At 60.0% G+C, this 23,355-nt stretch carries 20 protein-coding genes; 19 read left to right on the forward strand and 1 reads right to left on the reverse strand.

Features of this window, described 5'->3' with window-relative positions; genetic code table 11:
• Position 1 precedes the first annotated feature (1 nt).
• Entirely contained in the window at positions 2–784 is a 783-nt protein-coding gene (gene map / locus OXH74_RS14385; protein ID WP_375737612.1) for a type I methionyl aminopeptidase, read from the reverse strand.
• A gap of 265 nt (positions 785–1,049) precedes the next feature.
• Between map and rpsB the strand changes: the two genes are divergently transcribed.
• The 19 genes from rpsB (at position 1,050) to tilS (ending at position 23,213) form a co-directional block, all read left to right on the forward strand.
• The gene (gene rpsB, locus OXH74_RS14390) at positions 1,050–1,790 is read left to right on the forward strand and encodes a 30S ribosomal protein S2 (RefSeq protein ID WP_215379177.1); all 741 of its coding nucleotides are present in this window, start codon (positions 1,050–1,052) and stop codon (positions 1,788–1,790) included.
• 128 nt (positions 1,791–1,918) lie between these two features.
• The gene (gene tsf / locus OXH74_RS14395) at positions 1,919–2,788 is read left to right on the forward strand and encodes a translation elongation factor Ts (protein WP_215379179.1); all 870 of its coding nucleotides are present in this window, start codon (positions 1,919–1,921) and stop codon (positions 2,786–2,788) included.
• 200 nt (positions 2,789–2,988) lie between these two features.
• A complete protein-coding gene (pyrH, locus tag OXH74_RS14400; protein ID WP_215379181.1) occupies positions 2,989–3,732 on the forward strand; it encodes a UMP kinase in 744 nt (247 codons plus the stop codon).
• Positions 3,729–4,286, forward strand: coding sequence for a ribosome recycling factor (frr, locus tag OXH74_RS14405; protein ID WP_375737613.1), 558 nt, complete (start codon positions 3,729–3,731; stop codon positions 4,284–4,286). Before pyrH ends, frr begins: the two co-directional genes overlap by 4 nt.
• 14 nt (positions 4,287–4,300) lie before the next feature.
• The gene (uppS, locus tag OXH74_RS14410; RefSeq protein WP_375737614.1) at positions 4,301–5,062 is read left to right on the forward strand and encodes a polyprenyl diphosphate synthase; all 762 of its coding nucleotides are present in this window, start codon (positions 4,301–4,303) and stop codon (positions 5,060–5,062) included.
• Positions 5,056–5,871, forward strand: a complete 816-nt coding sequence (locus tag OXH74_RS14415; RefSeq protein WP_375737615.1) for a phosphatidate cytidylyltransferase — start codon at positions 5,056–5,058, stop codon at positions 5,869–5,871. Before uppS ends, OXH74_RS14415 begins: the two co-directional genes overlap by 7 nt.
• Positions 5,868–7,058: a 1-deoxy-D-xylulose-5-phosphate reductoisomerase gene (gene ispC, locus OXH74_RS14420; RefSeq protein WP_375737616.1), complete on the forward strand. Its 1,191-nt coding sequence runs from the start codon at positions 5,868–5,870 to the stop codon at positions 7,056–7,058. The genes OXH74_RS14415 and ispC overlap by 4 nt, the downstream gene beginning before the upstream one ends.
• 15 nt (positions 7,059–7,073) lie before the next feature.
• Positions 7,074–8,426 (forward strand): sigma E protease regulator RseP, encoded by a 1,353-nt coding sequence (gene rseP, locus OXH74_RS14425; protein ID WP_215379194.1) that lies wholly within the window; start codon positions 7,074–7,076, stop codon positions 8,424–8,426.
• 75 nt (positions 8,427–8,501) lie between these two features.
• Positions 8,502–10,853, forward strand: a complete 2,352-nt coding sequence (gene bamA / locus OXH74_RS14430) for an outer membrane protein assembly factor BamA (protein ID WP_375737617.1) — start codon at positions 8,502–8,504, stop codon at positions 10,851–10,853.
• 49 nt (positions 10,854–10,902) lie between these two features.
• The gene (locus tag OXH74_RS14435; RefSeq protein ID WP_375737618.1) at positions 10,903–11,406 is read left to right on the forward strand and encodes an OmpH family outer membrane protein; all 504 of its coding nucleotides are present in this window, start codon (positions 10,903–10,905) and stop codon (positions 11,404–11,406) included.
• A complete protein-coding gene (gene lpxD, locus OXH74_RS14440; RefSeq protein ID WP_375737619.1) occupies positions 11,406–12,467 on the forward strand; it encodes a UDP-3-O-(3-hydroxymyristoyl)glucosamine N-acyltransferase in 1,062 nt (353 codons plus the stop codon). Before OXH74_RS14435 ends, lpxD begins: the two co-directional genes overlap by 1 nt.
• Before the next feature lie 48 nt (positions 12,468–12,515).
• Positions 12,516–12,956: a 3-hydroxyacyl-ACP dehydratase FabZ gene (gene fabZ, locus OXH74_RS14445; RefSeq protein ID WP_215379205.1), complete on the forward strand. Its 441-nt coding sequence runs from the start codon at positions 12,516–12,518 to the stop codon at positions 12,954–12,956.
• The gene (gene lpxA / locus OXH74_RS14450) at positions 12,953–13,729 is read left to right on the forward strand and encodes an acyl-ACP--UDP-N-acetylglucosamine O-acyltransferase (RefSeq protein WP_375737620.1); all 777 of its coding nucleotides are present in this window, start codon (positions 12,953–12,955) and stop codon (positions 13,727–13,729) included. Before fabZ ends, lpxA begins: the two co-directional genes overlap by 4 nt.
• Before the next feature lie 3 nt (positions 13,730–13,732).
• Positions 13,733–14,866: a lipid-A-disaccharide synthase gene (gene lpxB / locus OXH74_RS14455; protein ID WP_375737621.1), complete on the forward strand. Its 1,134-nt coding sequence runs from the start codon at positions 13,733–13,735 to the stop codon at positions 14,864–14,866.
• Positions 14,866–15,468: a ribonuclease HII gene (rnhB, locus tag OXH74_RS14460; RefSeq protein ID WP_375737622.1), complete on the forward strand. Its 603-nt coding sequence runs from the start codon at positions 14,866–14,868 to the stop codon at positions 15,466–15,468. The genes lpxB and rnhB overlap by 1 nt, the downstream gene beginning before the upstream one ends.
• A gap of 209 nt (positions 15,469–15,677) precedes the next feature.
• A complete protein-coding gene (locus OXH74_RS14465) occupies positions 15,678–17,090 on the forward strand; it encodes a sodium:alanine symporter family protein (protein WP_215379217.1) in 1,413 nt (470 codons plus the stop codon).
• A 126-nt stretch (positions 17,091–17,216) separates the two neighbouring features.
• The gene (dnaE, locus tag OXH74_RS14470; protein WP_375737623.1) at positions 17,217–20,741 is read left to right on the forward strand and encodes a DNA polymerase III subunit alpha; all 3,525 of its coding nucleotides are present in this window, start codon (positions 17,217–17,219) and stop codon (positions 20,739–20,741) included.
• A gap of 126 nt (positions 20,742–20,867) precedes the next feature.
• A complete protein-coding gene (gene accA / locus OXH74_RS14475) occupies positions 20,868–21,818 on the forward strand; it encodes an acetyl-CoA carboxylase carboxyl transferase subunit alpha (RefSeq protein WP_215379224.1) in 951 nt (316 codons plus the stop codon).
• 78 nt (positions 21,819–21,896) lie between these two features.
• On the forward strand, positions 21,897–23,213 hold the full coding sequence (gene tilS, locus OXH74_RS14480; protein WP_375741617.1) for a tRNA lysidine(34) synthetase TilS: 1,317 nt from the start codon (positions 21,897–21,899) through the stop codon (positions 23,211–23,213).
• Positions 23,214–23,355 lie beyond the last annotated feature (142 nt).

Raw genomic sequence — 23,355 nt, forward strand, 5'->3', positions numbered from 1 at the left:
GTCAGGGCGAGGTGCGCGGCAGGGTATCGTCGCTGCGCAGGGTCAGGATTTCGTAGCCTTCGGCAGTCACCAGGATCGTGTGTTCCCACTGCGCGGAGAGCTTGCGGTCCTTGGTGATGGCAGTCCAGCCGTCGCCGAGGAGTCGTGTTTCCGGGCGACCCTGGTTGATCATCGGCTCGATGGTGAAGGTCATGCCTTCCTTCAGCTCCAGGCCGGTACCGGCGCGGCCGTAATGCAGCACCTGGGGCTCTTCATGGAACACCGCGCCGATGCCGTGGCCGCAGTACTCGCGAACGACCGAGTAGCCCAGCTTCTCAGCGTGCTTCTGGATCACCTCGCCAATATCGCCGAGGCGGGCGCCCGGGCGGACCAACTGGATGCCCTTGTACATGCATTCCTGGGTCACGCGGCAGAGTTTTTCGGCCCACTCAGCGGGCTTGCCGACCAGGAACATCTTGCTGGTGTCGCCATGGTAGCCATCCTTGATCACCGTGATATCGATGTTGAGGATGTCGCCTTCCTTGAGCGGCTTGTCGTTAGGAATCCCGTGGCAAACCACGTGGTTGATCGAGGTGCAGATCGATTTCGGGAAGCCTTTGTAGTTGAGCGGCGCGGGGATGGCCTGCTGCACATTGACGATGTAGTCGTGGCAGATACGGTCCAGCTCCTCGGTGGTCACGCCGGGTTTGACATGCTCGCCGATCATCTCAAGCACTTCTGCGGCCAGGCGGCCTGCAACGCGCATCTTCTCGATTTCGGCGGGTGTCTTGATGGTGACGGTCATATAAGCTCTCGGACGCAAGCGGAAAAGGGCTGATATTAGCAGCTTCAAGGCCCAAGCCATAAGCCGGCGGCGCAAGGCTCTGTGCTTCTTGTGGTGTGAAGCCTGTAGCTTGGGGCGGCTTTTTATGCTATAAAACGCGCCGCTTTACGGGCAGCTTTGCCCGGGAGCACAAACCCACACACGTATCGACACGATATCCTGGGTGCCTGAAAGGGTTGGATATTGGGATGCGTGGAGGCATAACCCGACTTATCGAGGAATAGAAATGTCCCAAGTCAACATGCGCGATATGCTGAAGGCCGGTGTGCACTTCGGCCACCAGACCCGTTACTGGAACCCGAAAATGGGCAAGTACATTTTCGGCGCGCGCAACAAGATCCATATCATCAACCTTGAAAAAACCTTGCCGATGTTCAACGACGCCCTGAGCTTCGTTGAGAAGCTGGCTGCAGGCAAGAACAAGGTTCTGTTCGTCGGCACCAAGCGTTCCGCTGGCAAGATCGTTCGCGAAGAAGCTGCTCGTTGCGGCTCCCCGTACGTCGATCACCGCTGGCTGGGCGGCATGCTGACCAACTACAAGACCATCCGTCAGTCGATCAAGCGCCTGCGCGAGCTGGAAACCCAGTCCCAGGACGGCACCTTTGCCAAGCTGACCAAGAAAGAAGCCCTGATGCGTACCCGCGACCTTGAGAAGCTCGAGCGCAGCCTGGGTGGTATCAAGGACATGGGTGGTCTGCCGGACGCTCTGTTCGTGATCGACGTTGACCACGAGCGCATCGCCATCAGCGAAGCCAACAAGCTGGGCATTCCGGTAATCGGTGTTGTCGATACCAACAGCAGCCCTGAAGGCGTTGATTACGTGATCCCGGGTAACGACGACGCCATTCGCGCCGTTCAGCTGTACCTGAGCAGCGTTGCCGATGCTGTCATGCGCGGCCGTCAGAATGCCGTTGGTGGCCCTGACGAGTTCGTCGAAGAAGCTGCTTCCGAGGCCGCTGAAGGCTGAGTTAGAGCCATCTAGCGTTACCCGGTGCGCAAGAAGGGGGCTAAGCCCCCTTTTTGCCACCTCCGGATTGTGATTGCCCGGACTTCCGGGCCGAATGGTTGAAAACCGATTCATAGAGGATTGCGAACATGGCAGAGATTACTGCAGCCCTGGTTAAAGAACTGCGCGAGCGTACTGGCCTGGGCATGATGGATTGCAAGAAGGCGCTGACTGCCGCTGATGGCGATATCGAAAAAGCCATCGATGATATGCGTGCCGCTGGCGCCATCAAGGCCGCCAAGAAGGCCGGCAACATCGCCGCCGAAGGTGCCATCGCCGTTAAAGTGGCCGATGACAACAAGGCCGCTGTGATCATCGAAGTCAACTCCCAGACTGACTTCCTGGCCTTGCAGGACGATTTCAAGTCCTTCGTTGCCGCTTCCCTGGAACAGGCTTTCAGCGAGAAGCTGACTGACGCAGCCCCGCTGGTCGAGTCCCGCGAAGAAGCGCGTCTGGCCCTGGTTTCCAAGACTGGCGAAAACGTCAACATCCGTCGCCTGACCCGCGTCGAGGGTGATGTAGTTGGTGCTTACCTGCACGGCCACCGCATCGGTGTCGTGGTGAACCTGAAGGGTGGTACTCCGGAACTGGCCAAGGACATCGCCATGCATGTGGCTGCCAGCAATCCGCAGTTCCTGGATCCGTCCCAGGTTTCTGAAGAAGCCGTTGCCAAGGAAAAGGAAATCTTCCTGGCCCTGAACGCTGACAAGATCGCCGGCAAGCCGGAAAACATCGTCGAGAACATGGTCAAAGGCCGCATTAGCAAGTTCCTCGCCGAGGCCAGTCTGGTCGATCAACCGTTCGTCAAGGATCCGGAAGTCAAGGTCGGTGAACTGGCCAAGAAAGCCGGCGCCGAGATCGTTTCCTTCGTTCGTTACGAAGTAGGCGAAGGCATCGAGAAAGTCGAAGTCGACTTCGCTGCCGAAGTAGCTGCTCAAGTCGCCGCTACCAAGCAATAAGACGGCTTCGGCTGTCGCCCCGCAAGAGGCTGCCCGCTCACGCGCGCGGCCTCTTCGTCAAAGTGGGGAGCCGATTCGGGGTGGTTCCCATGGCAGGCCCGAGTGAGGGGCACCAACTGCCTTGCGCGTAGTCGAACTACGCGACTTATGCAGGGTCGCATGACCCTGGAATTCAAATTGCGCCGCAGGAGAGATACGCAATGGCTCAGCAGGTGAGTGGCCGCCAACCTCGCTACAAACGCATTCTGCTCAAACTCAGCGGCGAAGCGCTGATGGGGTCTGAGGAGTTCGGCATCGATCCGAAGGTCCTTGATCGCATGGCGCTGGAGATCGGCCAGTTGGTCGGCATCGGCGTACAGGTAGGCCTGGTCATCGGCGGTGGCAACCTGTTCCGTGGTGCTGCCCTCAGTGCGGCTGGCATGGATCGAGTGACCGGCGACCACATGGGCATGCTGGCGACTGTGATGAACGCGCTGGCTATGCGCGATGCACTTGAGCGGTCGAATATTCCCGCACTGGTGATGTCCGCTATTTCCATGGTTGGCGTGACGGATCATTACGATCGCCGCAAGGCGATGCGCCACCTGAGCTCGGGCGAAGTGGTTATTTTCTCTGCCGGTACTGGCAATCCCTTCTTCACCACCGACTCCGCGGCTTGCCTGCGGGCGATCGAGGTGGATGCTGATGTCGTGCTGAAGGCCACTAAGGTCGATGGCGTGTACACTGCCGACCCATTCAAGGATCCCAATGCCGAGAAGTTCGAGCGCCTGACCTACGATGAGGTGTTGGATCGCAAGCTGGGTGTCATGGATCTGACGGCCATTTGTCTGTGTCGTGACCAGAAGATGCCGCTGCGGGTCTTCAATATGAATAAACCGGGTGCCCTGCTGAATATCGTGGTGGGCGGCGCCGAAGGAACTCTGATCGAGGAGGGCGAAAAATGATCAATGAGATCAAGCAAGACGCGCAGGAGCGCATGAAGAAATCCCTGGAATCGCTGAATCATGCCTTCGCCAAAATCCGCACCGGTCGTGCGCACCCCAGCATCCTGGATAGCGTGATGGTGTCCTACTACGGTGCTGATACACCGCTGCGTCAGGTCGCCAACGTCATCGCCGAGGACTCCCGTACCCTCGCCCTGACCGTTTTCGACAAGAGCATGATCCAGGCTGTCGAGAAGGCGATCATGACTTCTGACCTGGGTCTGAATCCGGCTACTGCCGGTACCACCATTCGCGTGCCGATGCCTGCCCTGACTGAAGAAACCCGCAAGGGCTACACCAAGCAGGCTCGCGCCGAGGCCGAGAACGCCCGCGTCGCCGTACGCAATATCCGTCGTGATGCGCTGGCCCAGCTGAAAGATCTGGTGAAGGAAAAGGAAATCAGCGAAGACGAAGAGCGTCGCGCAGCTGATGATGTCCAAAAGCTGACCGACAAGTTCGTTGCAGAGGTCGACAAGGCTCTGGAAGCCAAAGAAAACGATCTGATGGCGGTTTGACGTTCGGAAACTCCATGGATAAATCCCAGCAAGGCGTCAATCCAGCGGTGCCACGTCATGTGGCTATCATCATGGACGGTAATAACCGTTGGGCGAGGAAGCGCCTGCTGCCAGGCGTTGCTGGCCACAAGGCGGGAGTTGACGCTGTCCGGGCAGTGATCGAGGTGTGTGCCGACGCAGGTGTCGAAGTGCTCACCTTGTTCGCTTTCTCCAGTGAGAACTGGCAGCGTCCCGCGGACGAGGTCAGCGCTCTCATGGAGTTATTCCTGGCAGCGCTGCGTCGTGAGGTTCGTCGCCTCAATGACAACGACATTCGTCTGCGCATAATCGGTGATCGCTCGCGCTTCCATCCGGAGCTGCAGGCGGCCATGCGCGAGGCTGAGCTACTGACGGCTGGCCACCAGCGCTTCACACTCCAAGTGGCGGCAAACTACGGTGGGCAGTGGGATATCACCCAGGCTGCGCAGCGGCTCGCTCGCGAAGTGCAAGCGGGTCATCTGCAGGTGGAAGACATCACGCCGCAGTTACTCCAGGGGTGCCTCGCTACGGGGGACCAGCCCCTACCTGACCTGTGCATTCGTACGGGGGGGGACCACCGTATCAGTAACTTCCTGTTGTGGCAGCTCGCCTATGCCGAGTTGTATTTCTCCGATCTATTCTGGCCTGACTTCAAGCATGAAGCCATGCGTAAAGCGCTGGCTGATTTCGCCAAGCGTCAGCGCCGCTTCGGCAAGACAAGCGAGCAGCTGGAAGCTGAGGCGCGATCGAAATGCTGAAACAACGCATCATCACCGCACTGGTGCTGCTACCCATCGCCCTGGCGGGCTTCTTCTGGCTGAGCGGTGGCGCGTTCGCGCTGTTCATTGGTGTGGTGGTGACGCTCGGTGGCTGGGAGTGGGCTCGCCTGGCGGGATTGCCTTTCCAGACGCAGCGCATAGCTTATGCTGCGGTCGTCGCTGTGCTTCTGCTTGGGCTCTACCATCTGCCCGCTTTGGCGGCCTGGGTGTTGCTCGTTGGGGTGGTCTGGTGGTTGCTGGCGACATTGCTGGTGCTGAACTATCCGGCCAGCAGTCGTTACTGGGATGGCCGGTTCGGGAAGCTCCTGATCGGTTTCCTGATTCTGTTACCGGCCTGGCAAGGCTTGATGCTATTCAAGCAATGGCCGCTCGCGAATTGGTTGATCCTTTCGGTGATGGTGCTGGTTTGGGCAGCGGATATCGGCGCCTATTTTTCCGGCAAGGCTTTCGGCAAGCGCAAGTTGGCCCCGCAGGTTAGTCCCGGCAAGAGCTGGGAAGGGCTGGTTGGCGGCTTGCTGGCAAGCCTGCTGATTACCGTTGGCGTGGGTATCTACCGTGGCTGGAGTGCCAGTGAGCTGCTTTGGGCTCTGGGTGGTGCCGCGCTAGTGGTTCTGATATCGGTCGTGGGGGACTTGACTGAAAGCATGTTCAAGCGGCAGTCCGGGATCAAGGACAGTAGCAACCTGCTGCCGGGGCATGGTGGCGTGCTTGATCGCATCGATAGCCTGACAGCGGCTATCCCATTCTTTGCTGCGCTGCTGTGGGCGGCCGGGTGGGGTGCGCTTTGACACAGCCGCAACGTATTACCGTCCTGGGGGCAACCGGCTCGATCGGTCTCAGCACCCTTGATGTGATTGCCCGGCATCCAGAACGTTACCAGGCATTTGCCCTCAGCGGTTTCAGTCGCCTGACCGAACTGGAAGCGCTCTGCTTGCGTTATCGCCCATGTTTCGCCGCAGTGCCGGACGCTGACTCCGCGCGCCATTTGCAGGGAAGTTTGTTGGCTGCAGGGCTCGAAACCCGTGTTCTGGTCGGCGAGCAAGGCCTTTGTGAAATCGCTGCGCATCCGGATGTGGATGCCGTGATGGCTGCAATCGTCGGTGCGGCGGGGCTTCAGCCTACCTTGGCCGCGGTTGAGGCGGGTAAGCGCGTGCTGCTGGCCAACAAGGAAGCGTTGGTGATGTCCGGTGCCCTGTTCATGCAGTCTGTTCGCCGCAGCAATGCTGTGCTGCTACCGATCGATAGCGAACATAACGCAATTTTTCAGTGCTTGCCGACCGACTATTCCCGTGGATTGGCCGATGTTGGCGTGCGTCGCATCCTCCTTACGGCCTCTGGAGGGCCGTTCCGCGAGTTGCCGCTGGAGCGGTTGCCGGATGTGTCCCCCGAGCAGGCTTGTGCGCATCCCAACTGGTCCATGGGGCGGAAGATCTCCGTCGATTCGGCGAGCATGATGAACAAGGGGTTGGAGCTGATCGAGGCTTGCTGGCTGTTCGACGCACGGCCGGCACAGATCGAAGTGGTGATCCATCCACAGAGCGTGATCCATTCTCTGGTCGATTATGTCGATGGTTCGGTGTTGGCGCAGCTGGGTAATCCCGACATGCGCACGCCCATCAGTCATGCGTTGGCCTGGCCGGAGCGTATCGATTCCGGCGTTTCTGCGCTGGACCTGTTCAGTGTGGCGCGTCTGGATTTCCAGGCACCCGACGAGCAGCGCTTTCCTTGTCTGCGTCTTGCGCGCCAGGCTGCCGAGGCTGGCGCCAGTGCGCCTGCCATGCTCAATGCGGCCAACGAGGTTGCCGTCGCGGCGTTTCTTGACCGGCGCATCCGCTTCACCGAGATCGCGAGTATCATCGATGAAGTGCTGAACCGCGAAACCGTGATCGCGGTCGAAACGCTGGATGCTGTCCTGCAGGCCGATGCTCGTGCCAGAGCTGTGGCCGGGCAATGGCTAGTCCGTCACGGGCGTTAGTCCCGGAGGAAACCGATGAGTGCGCTCTATATGATCCTTGGCACCCTGGTGGCGCTGGGGGTGCTGGTCACCTTCCATGAGTTCGGCCATTTCTGGGTCGCCCGCCGTTGTGGTGTCAAAGTCCTGCGATTCTCTGTCGGTTTCGGTAGCCCACTGTTCCGCTGGCATGATCGCCATGGCACCGAATTTGTCGTGGCCGCCATTCCGCTCGGTGGCTACGTGAAAATGCTGGACGAGCGTGAGGCCGAGGTGCCCGCTGACCAGTTGGATCAGTCCTTCAATCGCAAGCCGGTCGGGCAGCGTATTGCCATCGTGGCGGCCGGCCCGGTGGCCAACTTTCTGCTTGCGCTCCTGTTCTTCTGGGTGCTCGCGTTGCTGGGAAGTCAGCAGGTCAAGCCAGTGATCGGCTCGGTAGCACCTGGCAGTATTGCTGCTTCGGCAGGATTGGAGTCCGGCCAGGAAATCATCTCGATCGACGGCAAAGACGTTACCGGTTGGTCGGCGGTCAACCTGCAGCTGGTTCGCCGTCTGGGTGAGAGTGGTTCCCTGCAGGTCAGTATTCGTGACGCGGGGGATAGTGCTACCCAGATCCGCGAGCTGCAGCTCAATGATTGGCTGAAGGGTGTCGATGAGCCTGATCCGATCGGTGCGCTTGGCATCACGCCCTGGCGTCCTGCCATTGCGCCGGTTCTCGCTGAACTGGATCCAAAAGGTCCGGCCCAGGCTGCCGGTCTGAAGCTGGGCGATCGTCTCCTGACCTTGGATGGACAGGCACTCGATGACTGGCAACAGTTGGTGGAACGTGTGCGCAAACGTCCGGCCGAGCGAGTCGCCTTCAGCGTTGAGCGCGAGGGTCAGGTGCTGGAGGTGCAGGTCACCTTGGCCGCACGTGGCGAGGCAGAAGCACGTAGCGGCTACCTGGGTGCGGGGGTGAAGGGCGTGGAGTGGCCGCCCGAAATGTTGCGCGAAGTCAGCTATGGGCCACTTGAAGCTGTTGCCGAGGCAGCCTCGCGTACATGGTCCATGAGCCTCCTAACACTGGATTCTCTAAAGAAAATGTTGCTCGGCGAGCTCTCGGTAAAAAACTTGAGCGGGCCGATAACCATTGCTAAAGTGGCGGGCGCTTCGGCCCAGTCGGGCGTAGGGGACTTCCTCAATTTCCTCGCCTACCTGAGCATAAGCCTGGGGGTTCTCAATTTGTTGCCAATCCCTGTCCTGGACGGGGGGCACCTGCTCTTTTACCTGATTGAAATGGCGCGTGGACGTCCATTGTCGGAGCGGGTGCAGGCGTGGGGGGTACAGATTGGCATCAGCTTGGTCGTGGGGGTCATGTTGCTTGCCCTGGTCAACGATCTGAGTCGTCTGTAACGAATCTTAAGAATGCTGAGTCTGCCGCCTTGTGCGGCAGATTCTTTATTACCGGTTGGAATAAAAAAGGACTTCATGAAACGCTTGTTGCTACCTGCGGTGCTCGCCGCACTCATGATCGCCGAGGTTCACGCCGAGTCCTTCACCATCTCCGACATCCGCGTCAACGGCCTGCAGCGTGTCTCCGCCGGCAGCGTCTTCGGTGCCCTGCCGCTCAACGTTGGCGAACAGGCGGATGATCGCCGTCTGGTGGAAGCCACCCGTTCGCTGTTCAAGACCGGGTTCTTTCAGGATATCCAGCTCGGCCGTGACGGCAACGTCCTGGTCATCAGCGTCGTCGAGCGTCCTTCCATCTCCAGCATCGAGATCGAAGGCAACAAGGCAATTACCACCGAGGACCTGCTCAAGGGCCTGAAGCAATCCGGCCTGGCTGAGGGGGAGATTTTCCAGCGCGCCACTCTGGAAGGCGTTCGGAACGAGTTGCAGCGCCAGTATGTGGCGCAGGGTCGCTACTCTGCAGGAATCGAGGCGGAGGTGATCCCGCAGCCGCGCAATCGCGTTGCACTGAAGATCAACATCAATGAAGGTTCCGTTGCGGCTATCCAACACATCAACGTGGTGGGCAATACCGTATTCCCCGACGAGGACCTGGTCGACCTGTTCGAACTCAAGACCACCAACTGGCTGTCGTTCTTCAAGAACGACGACAAGTACGCTCGCGAAAAGCTGTCAGGCGACCTCGAGCGTCTGCGTTCCTACTACCTGGACCGCGGCTACATCAATATGGACATCTCCTCGACCCAGGTGTCCATCACCCCAGACAAGAAGCACGTTTACATCACCGTCAACGTCGACGAGGGTGAGAAATACACGATCCGTGAGGTCAAGCTTTCCGGCGACCTGAAGGTGCCGGAGGAAGAAGTGAAGTCCCTGCTGCTGGTACAGGAAGGGCAAGTGTTCTCGCGCAAGGTGATGACGACTACGTCGGAGCTGATCACCCGCCGCCTGGGTAACGAAGGCTATACCTTCGCAAACGTCAACGGCGTGCCCGAGCCCCATGACGAGGACAACACCGTTTCCGTCACCTTCATGGTGGACCCGGGCAAGCGTGCCTATGTCAATCGCATCAACTTCCGAGGCAACACCAAGTCCGAGGACGAAGTGCTGCGTCGTGAAATGCGTCAGATGGAAGGCGGCTGGGCTTCGACCTACCTGATCGACCAGTCGAAGACCCGTCTGGAGCGTCTGGGCTTCTTCAAAGAAGTAAACGTTGAAACCCCGCAGGTGCCCGGCACCGACGATCAGGTTGACGTCAATTACACGGTGGAAGAGCAGCCGTCCGGTTCCATCACCGCCAGTGTCGGCTTCGCCCAGAGCGCCGGCCTGATCCTGGGTGGATCGATCAGCCAGAACAACTTCCTCGGTACCGGCAACAAGGTCAGCGTTGGTCTGACCCGTAGCGAGTACCAGACCCGATACAACTTCGGCTTCGTCGATCCCTACTGGACTGCAGATGGCGTCAGTTTGGGCTACAACGCTTTCTATCGCAGCACCGACTACGACGACCTCGACGTCGACGTGTCCAGCTATGCGGTGGACAGCCTGGGGGCCGGTGTCAGCATCGGTTATCCGATCAGTGAGACTGCTCGCTTGACCTATGGCCTTACCGTGCAGCAGGACGACATCAATACCGGCATCTACACCGTCGATGAAATCTTCGATTTCATCGAACAGGAAGGTGACAGCTACACCAACTTCAAGGCGTCTGTCGGCTGGTCCGATTCGACGCTGAACCGTGGCGTGCTTGCCAACCGTGGATACTCCCAGAACCTGGTTCTTGAAAGCACGATCCCAGGTAGTGACCTGTCGTTCTTCAAACTCGACTATCGTGGCCAGTTGTTCACTCCGCTGACCCAGAACACTGCGCTGCGCTGGCACACCGAGTTGGGCTACGGCGACAGCTATGGCTCGACCTCCGAACTGCCGTTCTATGAGCACTACTTCGCGGGTGGTTTCAACTCCGTACGCGGTTTCGAGGACAGCAGCCTTGGCCCGCGTAGTACACCGAGCACCGGTACGAAGCCTGGTACAGCTTTCGACCCTGACCAGGACCCGCTGCCGTTTGGTGGTAACGTGTTGGTCCAGGGCGGGGTGGAGTTGCTGTTCCCGCTGCCGTTCGTCAAAGATCAGCGTCAGTTGCGTTCCGTGGTCTTCTGGGATGTGGGTAACGTGTTCGATACCAGTTGTTCGTCGACCGCGACCAACTGTAACAGCATCAATGCGAGTGACCTTGCCAGCTCCGTGGGTGTAGGCCTGACCTGGATTACCGCGTTGGGACCGTTGAGCTTCAGCTTGGGTATGCCGGTCAAGAAGCCGGACAATGCCGATACCCAAGTGTTCCAGTTCTCCTTGGGCCAGACTTTCTGATCGTTTGACTATTGCTTGAAGACAACAGTTTTTGTTGCGGGAGTGCATCGTGCGTAAGTTGACTCAATTCGTTCTGGTTGCCGCTGCGTTGATGGCGACCCCGGTATTTGCCGAGATGAAGATCGCGGTACTGAACTACCAGATGGCGCTGCTCGAATCCGATGCCGCGAAGAAGTACGCGGTTGATGCAGAGAAGAAGTTCGGTCCGCAACTGAACAAGCTGAAAACGCTCGAAAGCGACGCCAAACGCATTCAGGACCGCCTGGTGAGTGGTGGTGACAAGATGCCGCAGGCGGAGCGAGAGCGCCTGGAGCTCGAGTTCAAGCAGAAGGCCCGTGACTTCCAGTTCCAGTCCAAGGAGCTGAACGAAGCCAAGGCCGTTGCCGACCGTGACATGCTCAAGCAACTCAAGCCGAAACTGGACAAGGCGGTCGAGGAAGTCCTGAAGAAGGGCAGCTACGATCTGGTGCTTGAGCGTGGTGCTGTGGTTGACGTCAAGCCGCAATACGACATCACTCGCCAAGTCATCGAGCGCATGAACCAGCTGCGTTGATGATGAGTACCCCGGCGTTCACGCTCGGCCAGTTGGCCGGGCTCCTTGGTGCCACGTTGCGTGGCGCCGAAGAAGCGGTCATCACTGGACTGGCAACCCTCCAGGAGGCGAGTGCCGGTGAGCTGACCTTCCTTGCCAACCCCCAGTACCGCAAATACCTCGCCAGTACCAGGGCGTCAGCTGTTTTGCTGACCGAGGCTGATGCCGAGAGCTATGCGGGTAGTGCATTGGTGGTTGCGAACCCTTACTTGGCCTATGCGCAGCTTTCCCATCTGTTCGACCGCAAGCCAAAGGCCCAGCCGGGGGTTCATTCCACTGCATTGATCGCGAAGGACGCCCAAGTCGATCCGTCTGCCTGCATCGGTGCCTATGTGGTGATCGAATCAGGCGCGCAGATTGGTGCGGGCGTGGCGCTGGGCGCCCATTGCTTCGTTGGTGCTCGCAGCGTGATCGGCGAGGGCGGCTGGTTGGCGCCACGGGTGACGCTCTATCACGATGTGAAGATCGGCAAGCGTGTGGTGATTCAATCCGGCGCGGTCATTGGAGGCGAAGGCTTCGGCTTTGCCAGCGAGAAGGGCGTCTGGCAGAAAATCGCCCAGATTGGTGGCGTGAGCATTGGCGATGATGTGGAGATTGGTGCCAACACCACCATCGACCGCGGCGCACTGGCTGACACCCTGATCGGTAACGGGGTCAAGTTGGACAACCAGATCATGATCGCTCACAACGTGCAGGTCGGTGACAACACCGCGATGGCAGGTTGTGTCGGCATTTCCGGCAGCACCAAGATCGGCCGCAATTGTATGATTGCCGGCGGCGTCGGCATGGTCGGGCACATCGAAGTCTGTGATGGCGTATTCGTCACCGGCATGACAATGGTGACCCGTTCTATCACCGAACCGGGTGCCTACTCTTCCGGTACCGCGATGCAACCCGCTGCGGAATGGAAGAAGAGCGCTGCCCGTATTCGCCAGTTGGACGACATGGCGCGTCGTCTGCAACAACTGGAAAAACGCCTGGAGGCAGTGACCCCGGGCGGGGATGCTCCATCAGATGCGTGATCCACGCAGCGCCGTGCATCCCAAATCCATTCAGAAGGCTCCAGGAACATGATGGACATCAACGAGATTCGCGAATACCTGCCGCACCGCTACCCCTTCCTCTTGGTGGACCGGGTGGTGGACCTTGATGTTGAAGGCAAGCGCATTCGCGCCTACAAGAATGTCAGCATCAATGAGCCGTTCTTCAATGGGCACTTCCCGCAGCATCCGATCATGCCGGGTGTGTTGATCATCGAAGCAATGGCTCAGGCCGCCGGCATCCTTGGATTCAAGATGCTGGACGTCAAGCCGGCTGACGGGACGCTTTACTACTTCGTGGGCTCCGACAAGCTGCGCTTCCGCCAGCCGGTGCTGCCGGGTGACCAGTTGATCCTCGAAGCGCAGTTCATCAGCGTCAAGCGCGGCATCTGGAAGTTCGACTGCCGTGCCAGCGTGGACAGCAAGGAAGTCTGCTCGGCAGAGATCATCTGTGCGGAACGCAAACTATGAGTTTGATTGACCCTCGCGCCATTATCGATCCGTCGGCCAAGCTGGCGGATGACGTTCAGGTCGGCCCCTGGTCGATCATTGGACCCGATGTGGAAATCGGCGAGGGTACCGTGGTCGGTCCTCATGTCGTCATCAAGGGGCCGACCCGCATCGGCAGGTACAACCGGATTTTCCAGTTTTCTTCTGTTGGCGAGGACACGCCTGACCTGAAGTACAAGGGTGAGCGCACCCGGCTGGTGATCGGTGATCACAATGTGATCCGTGAGGGCGTGACCATTCACCGCGGCACCGTGCAGGACCGCGCTGAAACCACGATCGGCGATCACAACCTGCTGATGGCCTATGTTCACATCGGCCACGACAGTGTCATCGCCAATCACTGCATCCTGGTCAACAATACGGCGCTCGCCGGCCATGTGCATGTCGATGACTGGGCGATCCTGTCCGGTTACACGCTGGTGCATCAGTTCTGCCGCATCGGCGCCCACAGCTTTTCCGGCATGGGCACCGCTATCGGCAAGGATGTGCCAGCCTATGTCACCGTATTCGGCAATCCAGCCGAAGCACGCAGCATGAACTTCGAGGGCATGCGCCGTAGAGGTTTTAGTGCCGAGGCGATCCAGGCCCTGCGTCGTGCATACAAGGTGGTTTACCGCCAGGGACTCACGGTTGAGCAGGCACTGGCCGAGCTTGCCGAGACGTCCGCGCAGTATCCGGAAGTGGCTGTATTCCGGGACTCGATCCAGGCCTCCACTCGCGGCATCACCCGCTAAGCTATGGCATCCAGATTGCGCGTCGCGCTGGTTGCCGGCGAGGCGTCCGGCGACATACTTGGTTCCTCCCTGATGCAGGCCCTCAAGGTCCAGCATCCCGATGTCGAGTTCATCGGGGTTGGCGGTCCCCGAATGCAGGCTGAAGGCCTGGAACCCTATTTCCCGATGGAACGCTTGTCCGTGATGGGCTTGGTGGAGGTGCTCGGTCGCCTTCCCGAGCTGCTTGCGCGCCGTAAGCGGCTGATCGCTACCCTTATTGAAACTCGGCCGGATGTGTTCATCGGCATCGATGCGCCTGACTTCAATCTGGGTGTCGAGTTGAAGCTGCGCCGCGCCGGTATCAAGACGGTCCACTACGTCAGCCCGTCGGTCTGGGCGTGGCGGCAGAAGCGTGTCCTGAAGATTCGCAAGGGCTGCGATCTGATGCTCACCCTGTTTCCCTTCGAGGCCCGCTTCTACGAAGAGCAAGGCGTGCCGGTCCGGTTCGTCGGGCACCCGTTGGCCGATGCCATCCCGCTTGAGACCGATCGACTGGCAGCTCGCCGTGCGCTAGGCCTGCCTGGCGAGTCGCCGGTGGTAGCGCTAATGCCTGGTAGCCGTGGAGGGGAAGTGGCTAAGCTTGGCGAGCTGTTCCTGGATGCGGCCGAGCGCTTGCGCTCGATGCGTCCTGGCGTCCAGTTCGTATTGCCATGCGCATCGCCAGAACGACGCGCCCAGGTAGAGGCGATGCTGGCCGGTCGCGATCTTGCGTTGACATTGCTCGATGGCCGTTCCCATGAAGCGCTGGCCGCTTGCGATGCGGTACTGATTGCTTCCGGGACTGCGACGCTCGAGGCGCTGCTATACAAACGCCCCATGGTAGTTGCGTACCGGGTAGCGCCACTCACCTATCGCATTCTCAAGCGGTTGGTGAAGAGCCCGTTCGTATCGCTTCCGAACCTCCTGGCCCAGCGCCTGCTGGTCCCTGAACTACTACAGGATGCTGCTACGCCGGAAGCACTGTCCCGGGCGATGGGAGCGTTGCTTGAAGGAGGTGAGGTTCAGACCGAGGGCTTCGATGCAATCCATCGAACGCTTCGCCAGGACGCATCGTGCCAGGCTGCTGATGCCGTTCTGAAGTTGGTAGGAGCTCGCTGATGCAACTCGGACTGGATTTCAGCCTGGTGGAAGAGTTGGTCGCAGGTGTCGACGAAGTCGGGCGAGGCCCTCTTTGTGGTCCAGTGGTCACTGCCGCGGTGATTCTCGACCCTGCTCGGCCTATTGCCGGGCTCAACGACTCGAAGAAACTCTCCGAAACACGCCGCGAAGCGTTGTTCGATGAAATTCGAGAGAAGGCATTGGCCTGGTGTATCGCCCGCGCCGAGGTGGAGGAGATTGATCGTCTCAACATCCTGCATGCGACGATGCTGGCGATGCAAAGGGCCGTGGAGGGACTCTCGGTCACCCCCAGGATGGCACTGATCGATGGAAACCGTTGCCCCAAGCTCGCGGTTCCAAGCGCGCCGGTGGTCAAGGGTGACAGCCAGGTGCCGGCTATTGCTGCCGCCTCCATCCTGGCCAAAGTGAGTCGTGATCGGGAGATGCAGGAGCTCGATTCGCTTTATCCGGGCTATGGGATCGCTGGTCACAAGGGTTATCCCACGGCAGTTCATCTCGAGGCGCTGAGGCGCCTGGGCCCGACGCCGATCCATCGGCGCTCCTTCGGGCCGGTGAGGGACCTGCTGGACGTTCCTCGCTAGCTTCAGCGTCGATTTCTCGACAGCGCCTGGCGAATTTCAACTTGAATTGCCTGCTCGTTTAGCGGAAAGTGCCGCCCTTTTTTTGCAGGCCACGTGGCCGCAGGAATTCGTCCGCCGCCTCACGAGCTATCTCTCTGCGGCGGTCCCGCCGGCCTGTCCCAGATGGGCCTACACCAACAAACCGCCACAAGCGGTAGAGGGAGCTCCCCATGCAAGAGATTGCGAATCTGGCAGTCGATTTTCTCAATGGCCTAATCTGGGGCAAGGTGCTGATCTGGCTGCTCGTTGTCAGTGGCCTGTACTTCACGCTGCGCCTGGGCTTGATCCAGTTTCTCCATTTTGGCCATACCTTCACCGTACTGAAAGGCAGCCGCCAGTCCGACGAGGCGGGTATCTCCTCGTTCCAGGCGCTGTGTACTTCTTTGGCTGCACGTGTCGGCACCGGTAACGTCGCGGGTGTTGCGGTAGCCATCACGCTGGGTGGCCCAGGTGCAGTCTTCTGGATGTGGATGATCGCGATGATCGGAATGGCAACAGGCTTCGTCGAGGCGACCCTGGCCCAGCTGTTCAAGATCCGTGACGACAACGGCCAGTTCCGTGGCGGTCCGGCCTACTACATGGAGAAGGGGCTGGGTGCACGCTGGATGGGCATTCTCTTCTCGATTTTCCTGATCCTCGCCTTCGGCTTTGTATTCAACTCCGTGCAGGCCAATACCATCAGTGGTGCAATGCAGGGCGCGTTCGATGTGCCGATCTGGATCAGTGGCGTGGCTCTGGTGATCGTCACTGCCCTGATCATCTTCGGCGGCCTGCGCTCTATTGCACGATTCTCCGAGTTGGCGGTGCCTTTCATGGCGGTGGCTTACTTACTGCTCGCCGTCGTGCTGATCCTGATCAACATCACCGAGATTCCGCGCATCCTGGCGCTGATCGTCAAGAGTGCATTCGGGCTGCATGAGGCCGCAGCCGGCGGTGTTGCGGCAGCGGTAATGAACGGCTTCAAGCGTGGCCTGTTCTCCAATGAAGCCGGCATGGGCTCGGCGCCTAATGCGGCCGCGTCGGCTACTCCTTACCCACCTCACCCGGCCTCCCAGGGCTATGTGCAGATGGCGGGCGTATTCATCGACACACTGATGATCTGCACGGCCTCCGCGGCGATCATCTTGCTGGCAGGCCCGCAGCCGGGTGAAGGCATCACCCTGGTGCAGAACGCGATGACCAGCCAGGTCGGTGACTGGGGCAAGTACTTCCTGGCCGTGATCATCCTGTTCTTCGCCTTCACGTCGATCGTCGCCAACTATTTCTACGCTGAGAACTGCCTGGTGTTCCTTGAGCACAATCACCCGGCTGGGCTGCTGGTTTTCCGGCTCGCGGTGTTGGGAATGGTCATGTTCGGTGCGATGGCTTCGCTGCCCTTCGTCTGGAGCCTCGCCGATGTCTCCATGGGTTTGATGGCGATCACCAACCTGATTGCGATCCTGCTGCTGTCCAAGCTGGCCTTCAAGCTGGCCAAGGACTACAACGCCCAGCGCAAGGCCGGCAAGCTGCCGACCTTCGATGCCAGCCAATACCCGGAGATCCAGGCCAAACTCGAGCCGGGTGTCTGGGACAAGAAGCACTGATCCTGGACGTCACCGGCGCCAACCGGGGCAATCCGACCGCCTGTCGATGACGCCAAACCTGTAGCTTTGCACGAGGGCCCGGTACAATCCGGGCCCTGTCGTTTTCGCGTTTTGCATAGGACTTCCATGACTGTTTCCTTCGTCCATCTGCGTCTGCATACCGAATACTCCCTGGTCGATGGCCTGGTGCGGGTAAAGCCGCTGGTCAAGGCCGTGGCCGGTGCAGGCATGCCGGCGGTAGCGGTCACTGACCAGAGCAACATGTGCTCGCTGGTGAAGTTCTACAAGACATCCATGGGAGGGGGCATCAAGCCCATCTGTGGGGCCGACATCTGGCTGGCCAGTCGAGAGGAAGACGGCCCGCTGAGTCGTATGACCCTGTTGGCGATGAATGCCAAGGGCTACCGCAACCTGACTGAACTGGTCTCCCGTGGCTGGACTGAAGGCCAGAGCAATGACTTGGTGATCATCCAGCGCGACTGGGTGAAGGAGGCGGCGGAGGGGCTGATTGCCATGTCTGGCGCCAAGGAAGGGGAGATCGGCATGGCCCTGCTGAATGGCGACTCGGCGACTGCCGAGGCGCTGCTCGCCGAGTGGCAGGCTGTTTTTCCCGACCGCTTCTATCTGGAGTTGCAGCGTACAGCGCGGGTGAATGATGAAGAGCACGTGCATGCGGCCGTTGCGCTTGCCGATCGCTGCGGTGCCGCGCTGGTGGCGACCAACGACGTGCGCTTCATCAAACAGGGTGATTTCGAGGCACATGAGACCCGCGTCTGCATTGGCGAGGGGCGTGCGCTCGACGACCCGCGTCGTCCGCGCACCTATTCCGACCAGCAGTACCTCAAGTCTCCTGAGGAAATGTGGGAGCTGTTCAGCGACATTCCGGAAGCGCTGGAAAACACTGTAGAAATCGCCAAGCGCTGCAACATCGAGGTGCAACTGGGCAAATACTTCCTGCCTGACTTTCCGACTCCGAACGGGATGGGCATCGACGATTACCTGCGGCACGTATCCTTCGAGGGCCTGGAAGAGCGCCTCGCGGTGCTCTGGCCGAAAGAAACAACGCCCAACTACGAAGAGAAACGGCAGATCTATATCGACCGCCTCAACTTCGAGCTGGACATCATCATCCAAATGGGTTTCCCCGGTTACTTCCTCATCGTGATGGACTTCATCAAATGGGCGAAGAACAACGGCGTGCCGGTGGGCCCGGGCCGGGGGTCGGGCGCAGGGTCGCTAGTGGCCTACGTGTTGAAGATTACCGACCTTGACCCGCTGGCCTATGACCTGCTCTTCGAGCGCTTCCTCAATCCTGAGCGGATATCCATGCCCGACTTCGACGTCGACTTCTGCATGGACGGTCGCGATCGGGTGATCGATTACGTGGCCGGCGCCTATGGCCGCAATGCGGTGAGCCAGATCATCACCTTCGGCTCAATGGCTGCCAAGGCGGTGGTGCGCGACGTGGCACGTGTTCAGGGCAAGTCCTACGGCCTGGCAGACAAGCTGTCCAAGATGATCCCCTTCGAAGTGGGAATGACCTTGGAAAAGGCCTTTGAGCAGGAGGAGATGCTCCGCGACTTCCTCAAGGTCGATGAAGAGGCCCAGGAAATCTGGGACATGGCGCTTAAGCTGGAAGGCATCACCCGTGGCACCGGCAAGCATGCCGGTGGTGTGGTGATCGCGCCCACCAAGCTCACCGACTTCTCGCCCATCGCTTGTGACGAGGAGGGCGGCGGCCTGGTGACCCAGTTCGACAAGGATGACGTCGAGGCGGCCGGTCTGGTGAAGTTCGACTTCCTGGGCTTGCGAACGCTGACCATCATCAAGTGGGCCATGGAGACGATCAACCGGGAGCAGGCTCGAAAGGGGCTCGAGCCGCTGAACATCGACTTCATCCCGCTGGACGACAAGAAGACCTACGACCTTCTGCAGAAGGCAGAAACCACGGCGGTATTCCAGCTCGAATCCCGTGGCATGAAGGAGCTGATCAAGAAGCTGAAGCCCGACTGCCTGGAAGACCTTATCGCGCTGGTGGCGCTGTTCCGCCCCGGCCCGCTGCAATCGGGCATGGTGGACGACTTCATCAACCGTAAGCACGGCCGCGCCGAGCTGGCGTACCCGCACCCGGATTACCAGTACGAAGGCCTCAAGCCGGTACTGGCGCCCACCTACGGCATCATCCTTTACCAGGAACAGGTGATGCAGATTGCCCAGGTCATGGCCGGATATACCCTCGGCGGGGCCGACATGCTGCGCCGAGCCATGGGTAAGAAGAAGCCGGAGGAGATGGCCAAGCAACGCGGCGGCTTCATCGAAGGTTGCGCCAGTAACGGTATTGATGCCGAACTAGCGGGTAACATCTTCGATCTGGTGGAAAAGTTTGCCGGTTACGGGTTCAACAAATCCCACTCGGCTGCCTATGGCCTGGTGTCCTATCAGACGGCCTGGCTCAAGACGCACTTCCCATCGCCCTTCATGGCGGCGGTGCTCTCGGCGGATATGCACAACACCGAGAAGGTGGTGACCCTGATCGAGGAGTGCCGCAGCATGAAGCTGCGCATCCTCGCGCCGGACGTGAACAACTCCGACTTCATGTTCACCGTCGACGGTGATGGGCGAATCGTCTACGGCCTGGGTGCCATCAAGGGCGTGGGCGAAGGGCCGGTGGAGGCCATCGTCGAATGCCGTAACGAAGGCGGGCCATTCAAGGACCTGTTCGACTTCTGTAATCGCGTTGACCTCAAACGCATCAACAAACGCACCCTCGAGGCGTTGATTCGGGGAGGGGCGTTGGATCGTCTCGGTCCGTACTTCAGCGATGAAGCCAAGGCCTATCAGGCCAATGTCGACCGCAATAGAGCGGTCCTGCTGGCTGCCATGGAAGAAGCGATCCAGGCTGCGGAACAGACCGCGCGCAGCCATGACAGCGGCCACATGGACCTGTTCGGCGGCTTGTTCGCCGAACCGGAGGCAGATGTCTACGCCAATCATCGCAATGCCAAGGAGCTCTCCCTCAAAGAGCGCCTGAAAGGCGAGAAGGACACCCTCGGCCTCTATCTCACCGGTCACCCGATCGATGAGTATGAAGGCGAGGTTCGTCGCTTCGCCCGCCAGCGTATTGTTGAGCTCAAACCGGCGCGCGACACCCAGACCATCGCCGGTCTGATCGTCAACTTGCGGGTCATGAAGAACAAGAAAGGCGACAAGATGGGCTTTATCACCCTCGATGATCGCTCTGGACGCATCGAGGCTTCGCTTTTTGCCGAAGCGTTCAATGCCGCCCACGGCCTGCTGCAGACCGATGCTCTGGTGGTGGTGGAGGGCGAGGTCAGTCATGACGACTTTTCGGGTGGTCTGCGTCTGCGCGCCAAGCGGGTCATGAGCCTGGAGGAGGCCCGTACCGGGTTGGCGGAAAGTCTGCGCATGAAGCTGGATGTCTCGATGCTGCAGGGTGACCGCCTGCGTTGGTTGGCCGAATTGTGTGGCCGTCACCGTGGGTCTTGTCCCTTGACCCTGGATTACAGCGGCAGCGATGCTCGTGCCTTGTTGCAGTTCGGTGATGCCTGGCGCATCGATCCGGCTGACACATTGATTCAGGCATTGCGTGACCAGTTTGGGCGCGACAACGTCTTTCTGCACTACCGCTGAAGCGAACGCGGAATTCCCCGCGCTTCAGCCGATTTCGATTTGATCTCGACCCACACGCGCCCAATCCCTTAAGGTAGGGCGCCAAATGGAACCAGCCGCCTGGCCCCAAGCGCACGACGGAAGCCTATGAACCCGAACTTTCTAGATTTCGAACAGCCCATCGCCGATCTGCAAGCCAAGATCGAGGAGCTGCGTCTGGTCGGTAACGACAACGCGCTGAACATCACCGATGAGATCTCTCGCCTGCAGGAAAAGAGCAGTGCGCTCACCGAGAGCATCTTCGGCAATTTGTCCAGCTGGCAGATCGCCCAACTGGCCCGCCATCCGCGTCGTCCGTACACCCTCGACTACATCGAACACATCTTCACCGAGTTTGACGAGTTGCATGGCGATCGCCATTTCTCTGATGACGCGGCTATCGTCGGTGGCGTTGCTCGCCTGGACGACCAGCCAGTGATGGTCATCGGCCACCAGAAGGGTCGTGACGTGCGCGAGAAGGTTCGCCGCAACTTCGGCATGCCGCGCCCAGAGGGCTACCGCAAGGCGTGCCGCCTGATGGAGATGGCCGAACGCTTCAAGATGCCGATCCTGACCTTCATTGATACTCCCGGCGCCTACCCAGGCATTGATGCCGAAGAGCGCGGCCAGAGCGAAGCCATCGCATGGAACCTGCGTGTAATGGCGCGCCTGAAGACGCCGATCATCGCTACCGTGATCGGTGAGGGTGGTTCCGGCGGGGCGCTGGCCATCGGCGTCTGCGACCGTCTGAACATGCTGCAGTACTCAACCTACTCGGTAATTTCCCCGGAAGGCTGTGCGTCCATTCTGTGGAAAACCGCCGAGAAGGCGCCTGACGCCGCTGAGGCCATGGGCATTACCGCCGAGCGACTGAAGGGGCTGGGAATTGTCGATAAGGTGATCGCTGAGCCACTGGGTGGTGCCCATCGTGACCCGGCTGCTGCTGCCGGCTCGATCCGTAAGGAGCTCGCTGATCAGCTGAAATCCCTGCAGAAGCTGGGTACCGACGACCTGTTGGCGCGTCGCTATGAGCGCCTGATGAGCTACGGGGTCGCCTGACCCCGCACTGCACCAGGCAACGGACTGCTTGCCTCGGCATTATGCTGAGGATTCTCTCCGCTGCCTGAGCTGCTGATGATGTCCCTCGAAGCCCGCGTTCTTTCAGTACTTGGACCTTGGCGTCAGGCACCGGCCTGGCGTCTGGCCTACTCCGGCGGGCTCGACTCCACCGTTCTCCTGCATCTGTTGGCGCGCATCGCCCAGCGCGAAACCTTGCCGCCACTCTCCGCATTCCACGTCCATCACGGCCTGCAGGCTGTCGCTGACGCTTGGCCGACACATTGCCAGCAGGCCTGTGAGCGGCTTGGCATCCCGCTTGAAGTGCTGCGAGTCACCGTGGGGACTGGAGCCAGTGTGGAGCGTGCTGCGCGTGACGCGCGCTACGCGGCCCTGGCTGAGAAAGTAGAAGAGGGCGATGTACTCCTGATGGCTCAGCATCGCGATGATCAGGCCGAAACCTTGCTCTTCCGATTAATGCGTGGGGCCGGTGTGCGAGGCTTGGCGAGCATGGCGGCAAGCCGTCCGCTCGGTCGGGGGAACCTGGTTCGCCCATTGCTCGGGGTCGCGCGCGAAGAACTGGCGGCCTATGCCCGTGCCGAGGGGTTGAGTTGGGTGGAGGATCCGAGCAACGCGGATATCCATTTTGCGCGCAACTTCCTGCGTCAGACCATTCTGCCGTCCTTGCAAGCGCATTGGCCGGCTGCCTCGCAGAACATTGCGCGTTGTGCGGAGCATCTCGCCGAGGCGGAGAGCCTGTTGGAGGACCTGGCTCGACTGGACCTGGCGACCGCAACAGCAGGTGCTCCTTTGCCCTGGCTGAACTTGCCATCGCTGGATCTATCTGCCCTGCAAGCGTTGAGTCCGGCCCGTCAGCGTAACGCTCTTCGTCACTGGTTGGCGCCATTGACTCGCCTTCCTGACAGTAACCATTGGTCTGGTTGGGAAGATCTTCGCGACGCAGCTCGGGATGCACAGCCGATGTGGTGCCTGGCTGATGGCCAATTGCATCGTGCCGACGGGCGGTTGTGGTGGCTGGCCGGTCCTTGGCTCGACATCCCGCCGATAGGTCTTCCCTGGAAGGATCCGAGCCGCCCGTTGGCACTGCCTTGCAATGGCCGACTCGAATTTATAGGGACGGCGCCAGCTGGTGTCCAGGCGGTTGCCTATCGCCGCGGCGGGGAGGTGTTTGAGGTGGCGGGACGCGGTCGTCGTGACCTCAAACGACTGCTGAACGAGGCGCGTCTGCCGGGTTTTGTTCGCGGCCGATTGCCGCTGCTGCTCTGCGATGACCGGTTGCTGGCAGTTGCCAACCTGCCGGGGCTCGATGGTCCGCACGATGGAGCATGGCGCCTGCATTGGACTCCGCCGACGAACGCGCAAGGTTTGAGCTGGTAGGGTCTTTCCGGTAGACTACGCTCCCGTCTTAACACCGCTTCCGCTGATTCCTTCAGAATCGGCGGTTGTTGCTTTTGAAACGGCGTCCAGAGGGCGCTGTTCATGGTTGAAGGCTTGGCCCTTCTACGCTTTCCCCGGCGGC

Origin of the sequence: Metapseudomonas boanensis, assembly GCF_042232855.1 — a bacterium.
GTDB classification, from domain to species: domain Bacteria; phylum Pseudomonadota; class Gammaproteobacteria; order Pseudomonadales; family Pseudomonadaceae; genus Metapseudomonas; species Metapseudomonas boanensis.

Coding starts and splice junctions, on each gene's coding strand:
- map (WP_375737612.1), bottom strand. CDS start 784: ATGACCGTCACCATCAAGACACCCGCCGAAATCGAGAAGATGCGCGTT.
- rpsB (WP_215379177.1), top strand. CDS start 1,050: ATGTCCCAAGTCAACATGCGCGATATGCTGAAGGCCGGTGTGCACTTC.
- tsf (WP_215379179.1), top strand. CDS start 1,919: ATGGCAGAGATTACTGCAGCCCTGGTTAAAGAACTGCGCGAGCGTACT.
- pyrH (WP_215379181.1), top strand. CDS start 2,989: ATGGCTCAGCAGGTGAGTGGCCGCCAACCTCGCTACAAACGCATTCTG.
- frr (WP_375737613.1), top strand. CDS start 3,729: ATGATCAATGAGATCAAGCAAGACGCGCAGGAGCGCATGAAGAAATCC.
- uppS (WP_375737614.1), top strand. CDS start 4,301: ATGGATAAATCCCAGCAAGGCGTCAATCCAGCGGTGCCACGTCATGTG.
- OXH74_RS14415 (WP_375737615.1), top strand. CDS start 5,056: ATGCTGAAACAACGCATCATCACCGCACTGGTGCTGCTACCCATCGCC.
- rseP (WP_215379194.1), top strand. CDS start 7,074: ATGAGTGCGCTCTATATGATCCTTGGCACCCTGGTGGCGCTGGGGGTG.
- bamA (WP_375737617.1), top strand. CDS start 8,502: ATGAAACGCTTGTTGCTACCTGCGGTGCTCGCCGCACTCATGATCGCC.
- lpxD (WP_375737619.1), top strand. CDS start 11,406: ATGATGAGTACCCCGGCGTTCACGCTCGGCCAGTTGGCCGGGCTCCTT.
- fabZ (WP_215379205.1), top strand. CDS start 12,516: ATGATGGACATCAACGAGATTCGCGAATACCTGCCGCACCGCTACCCC.
- lpxA (WP_375737620.1), top strand. CDS start 12,953: ATGAGTTTGATTGACCCTCGCGCCATTATCGATCCGTCGGCCAAGCTG.
- lpxB (WP_375737621.1), top strand. CDS start 13,733: ATGGCATCCAGATTGCGCGTCGCGCTGGTTGCCGGCGAGGCGTCCGGC.
- rnhB (WP_375737622.1), top strand. CDS start 14,866: ATGCAACTCGGACTGGATTTCAGCCTGGTGGAAGAGTTGGTCGCAGGT.
- OXH74_RS14465 (WP_215379217.1), top strand. CDS start 15,678: ATGCAAGAGATTGCGAATCTGGCAGTCGATTTTCTCAATGGCCTAATC.
- dnaE (WP_375737623.1), top strand. CDS start 17,217: ATGACTGTTTCCTTCGTCCATCTGCGTCTGCATACCGAATACTCCCTG.
- accA (WP_215379224.1), top strand. CDS start 20,868: ATGAACCCGAACTTTCTAGATTTCGAACAGCCCATCGCCGATCTGCAA.
- tilS (WP_375741617.1), top strand. CDS start 21,897: ATGTCCCTCGAAGCCCGCGTTCTTTCAGTACTTGGACCTTGGCGTCAG.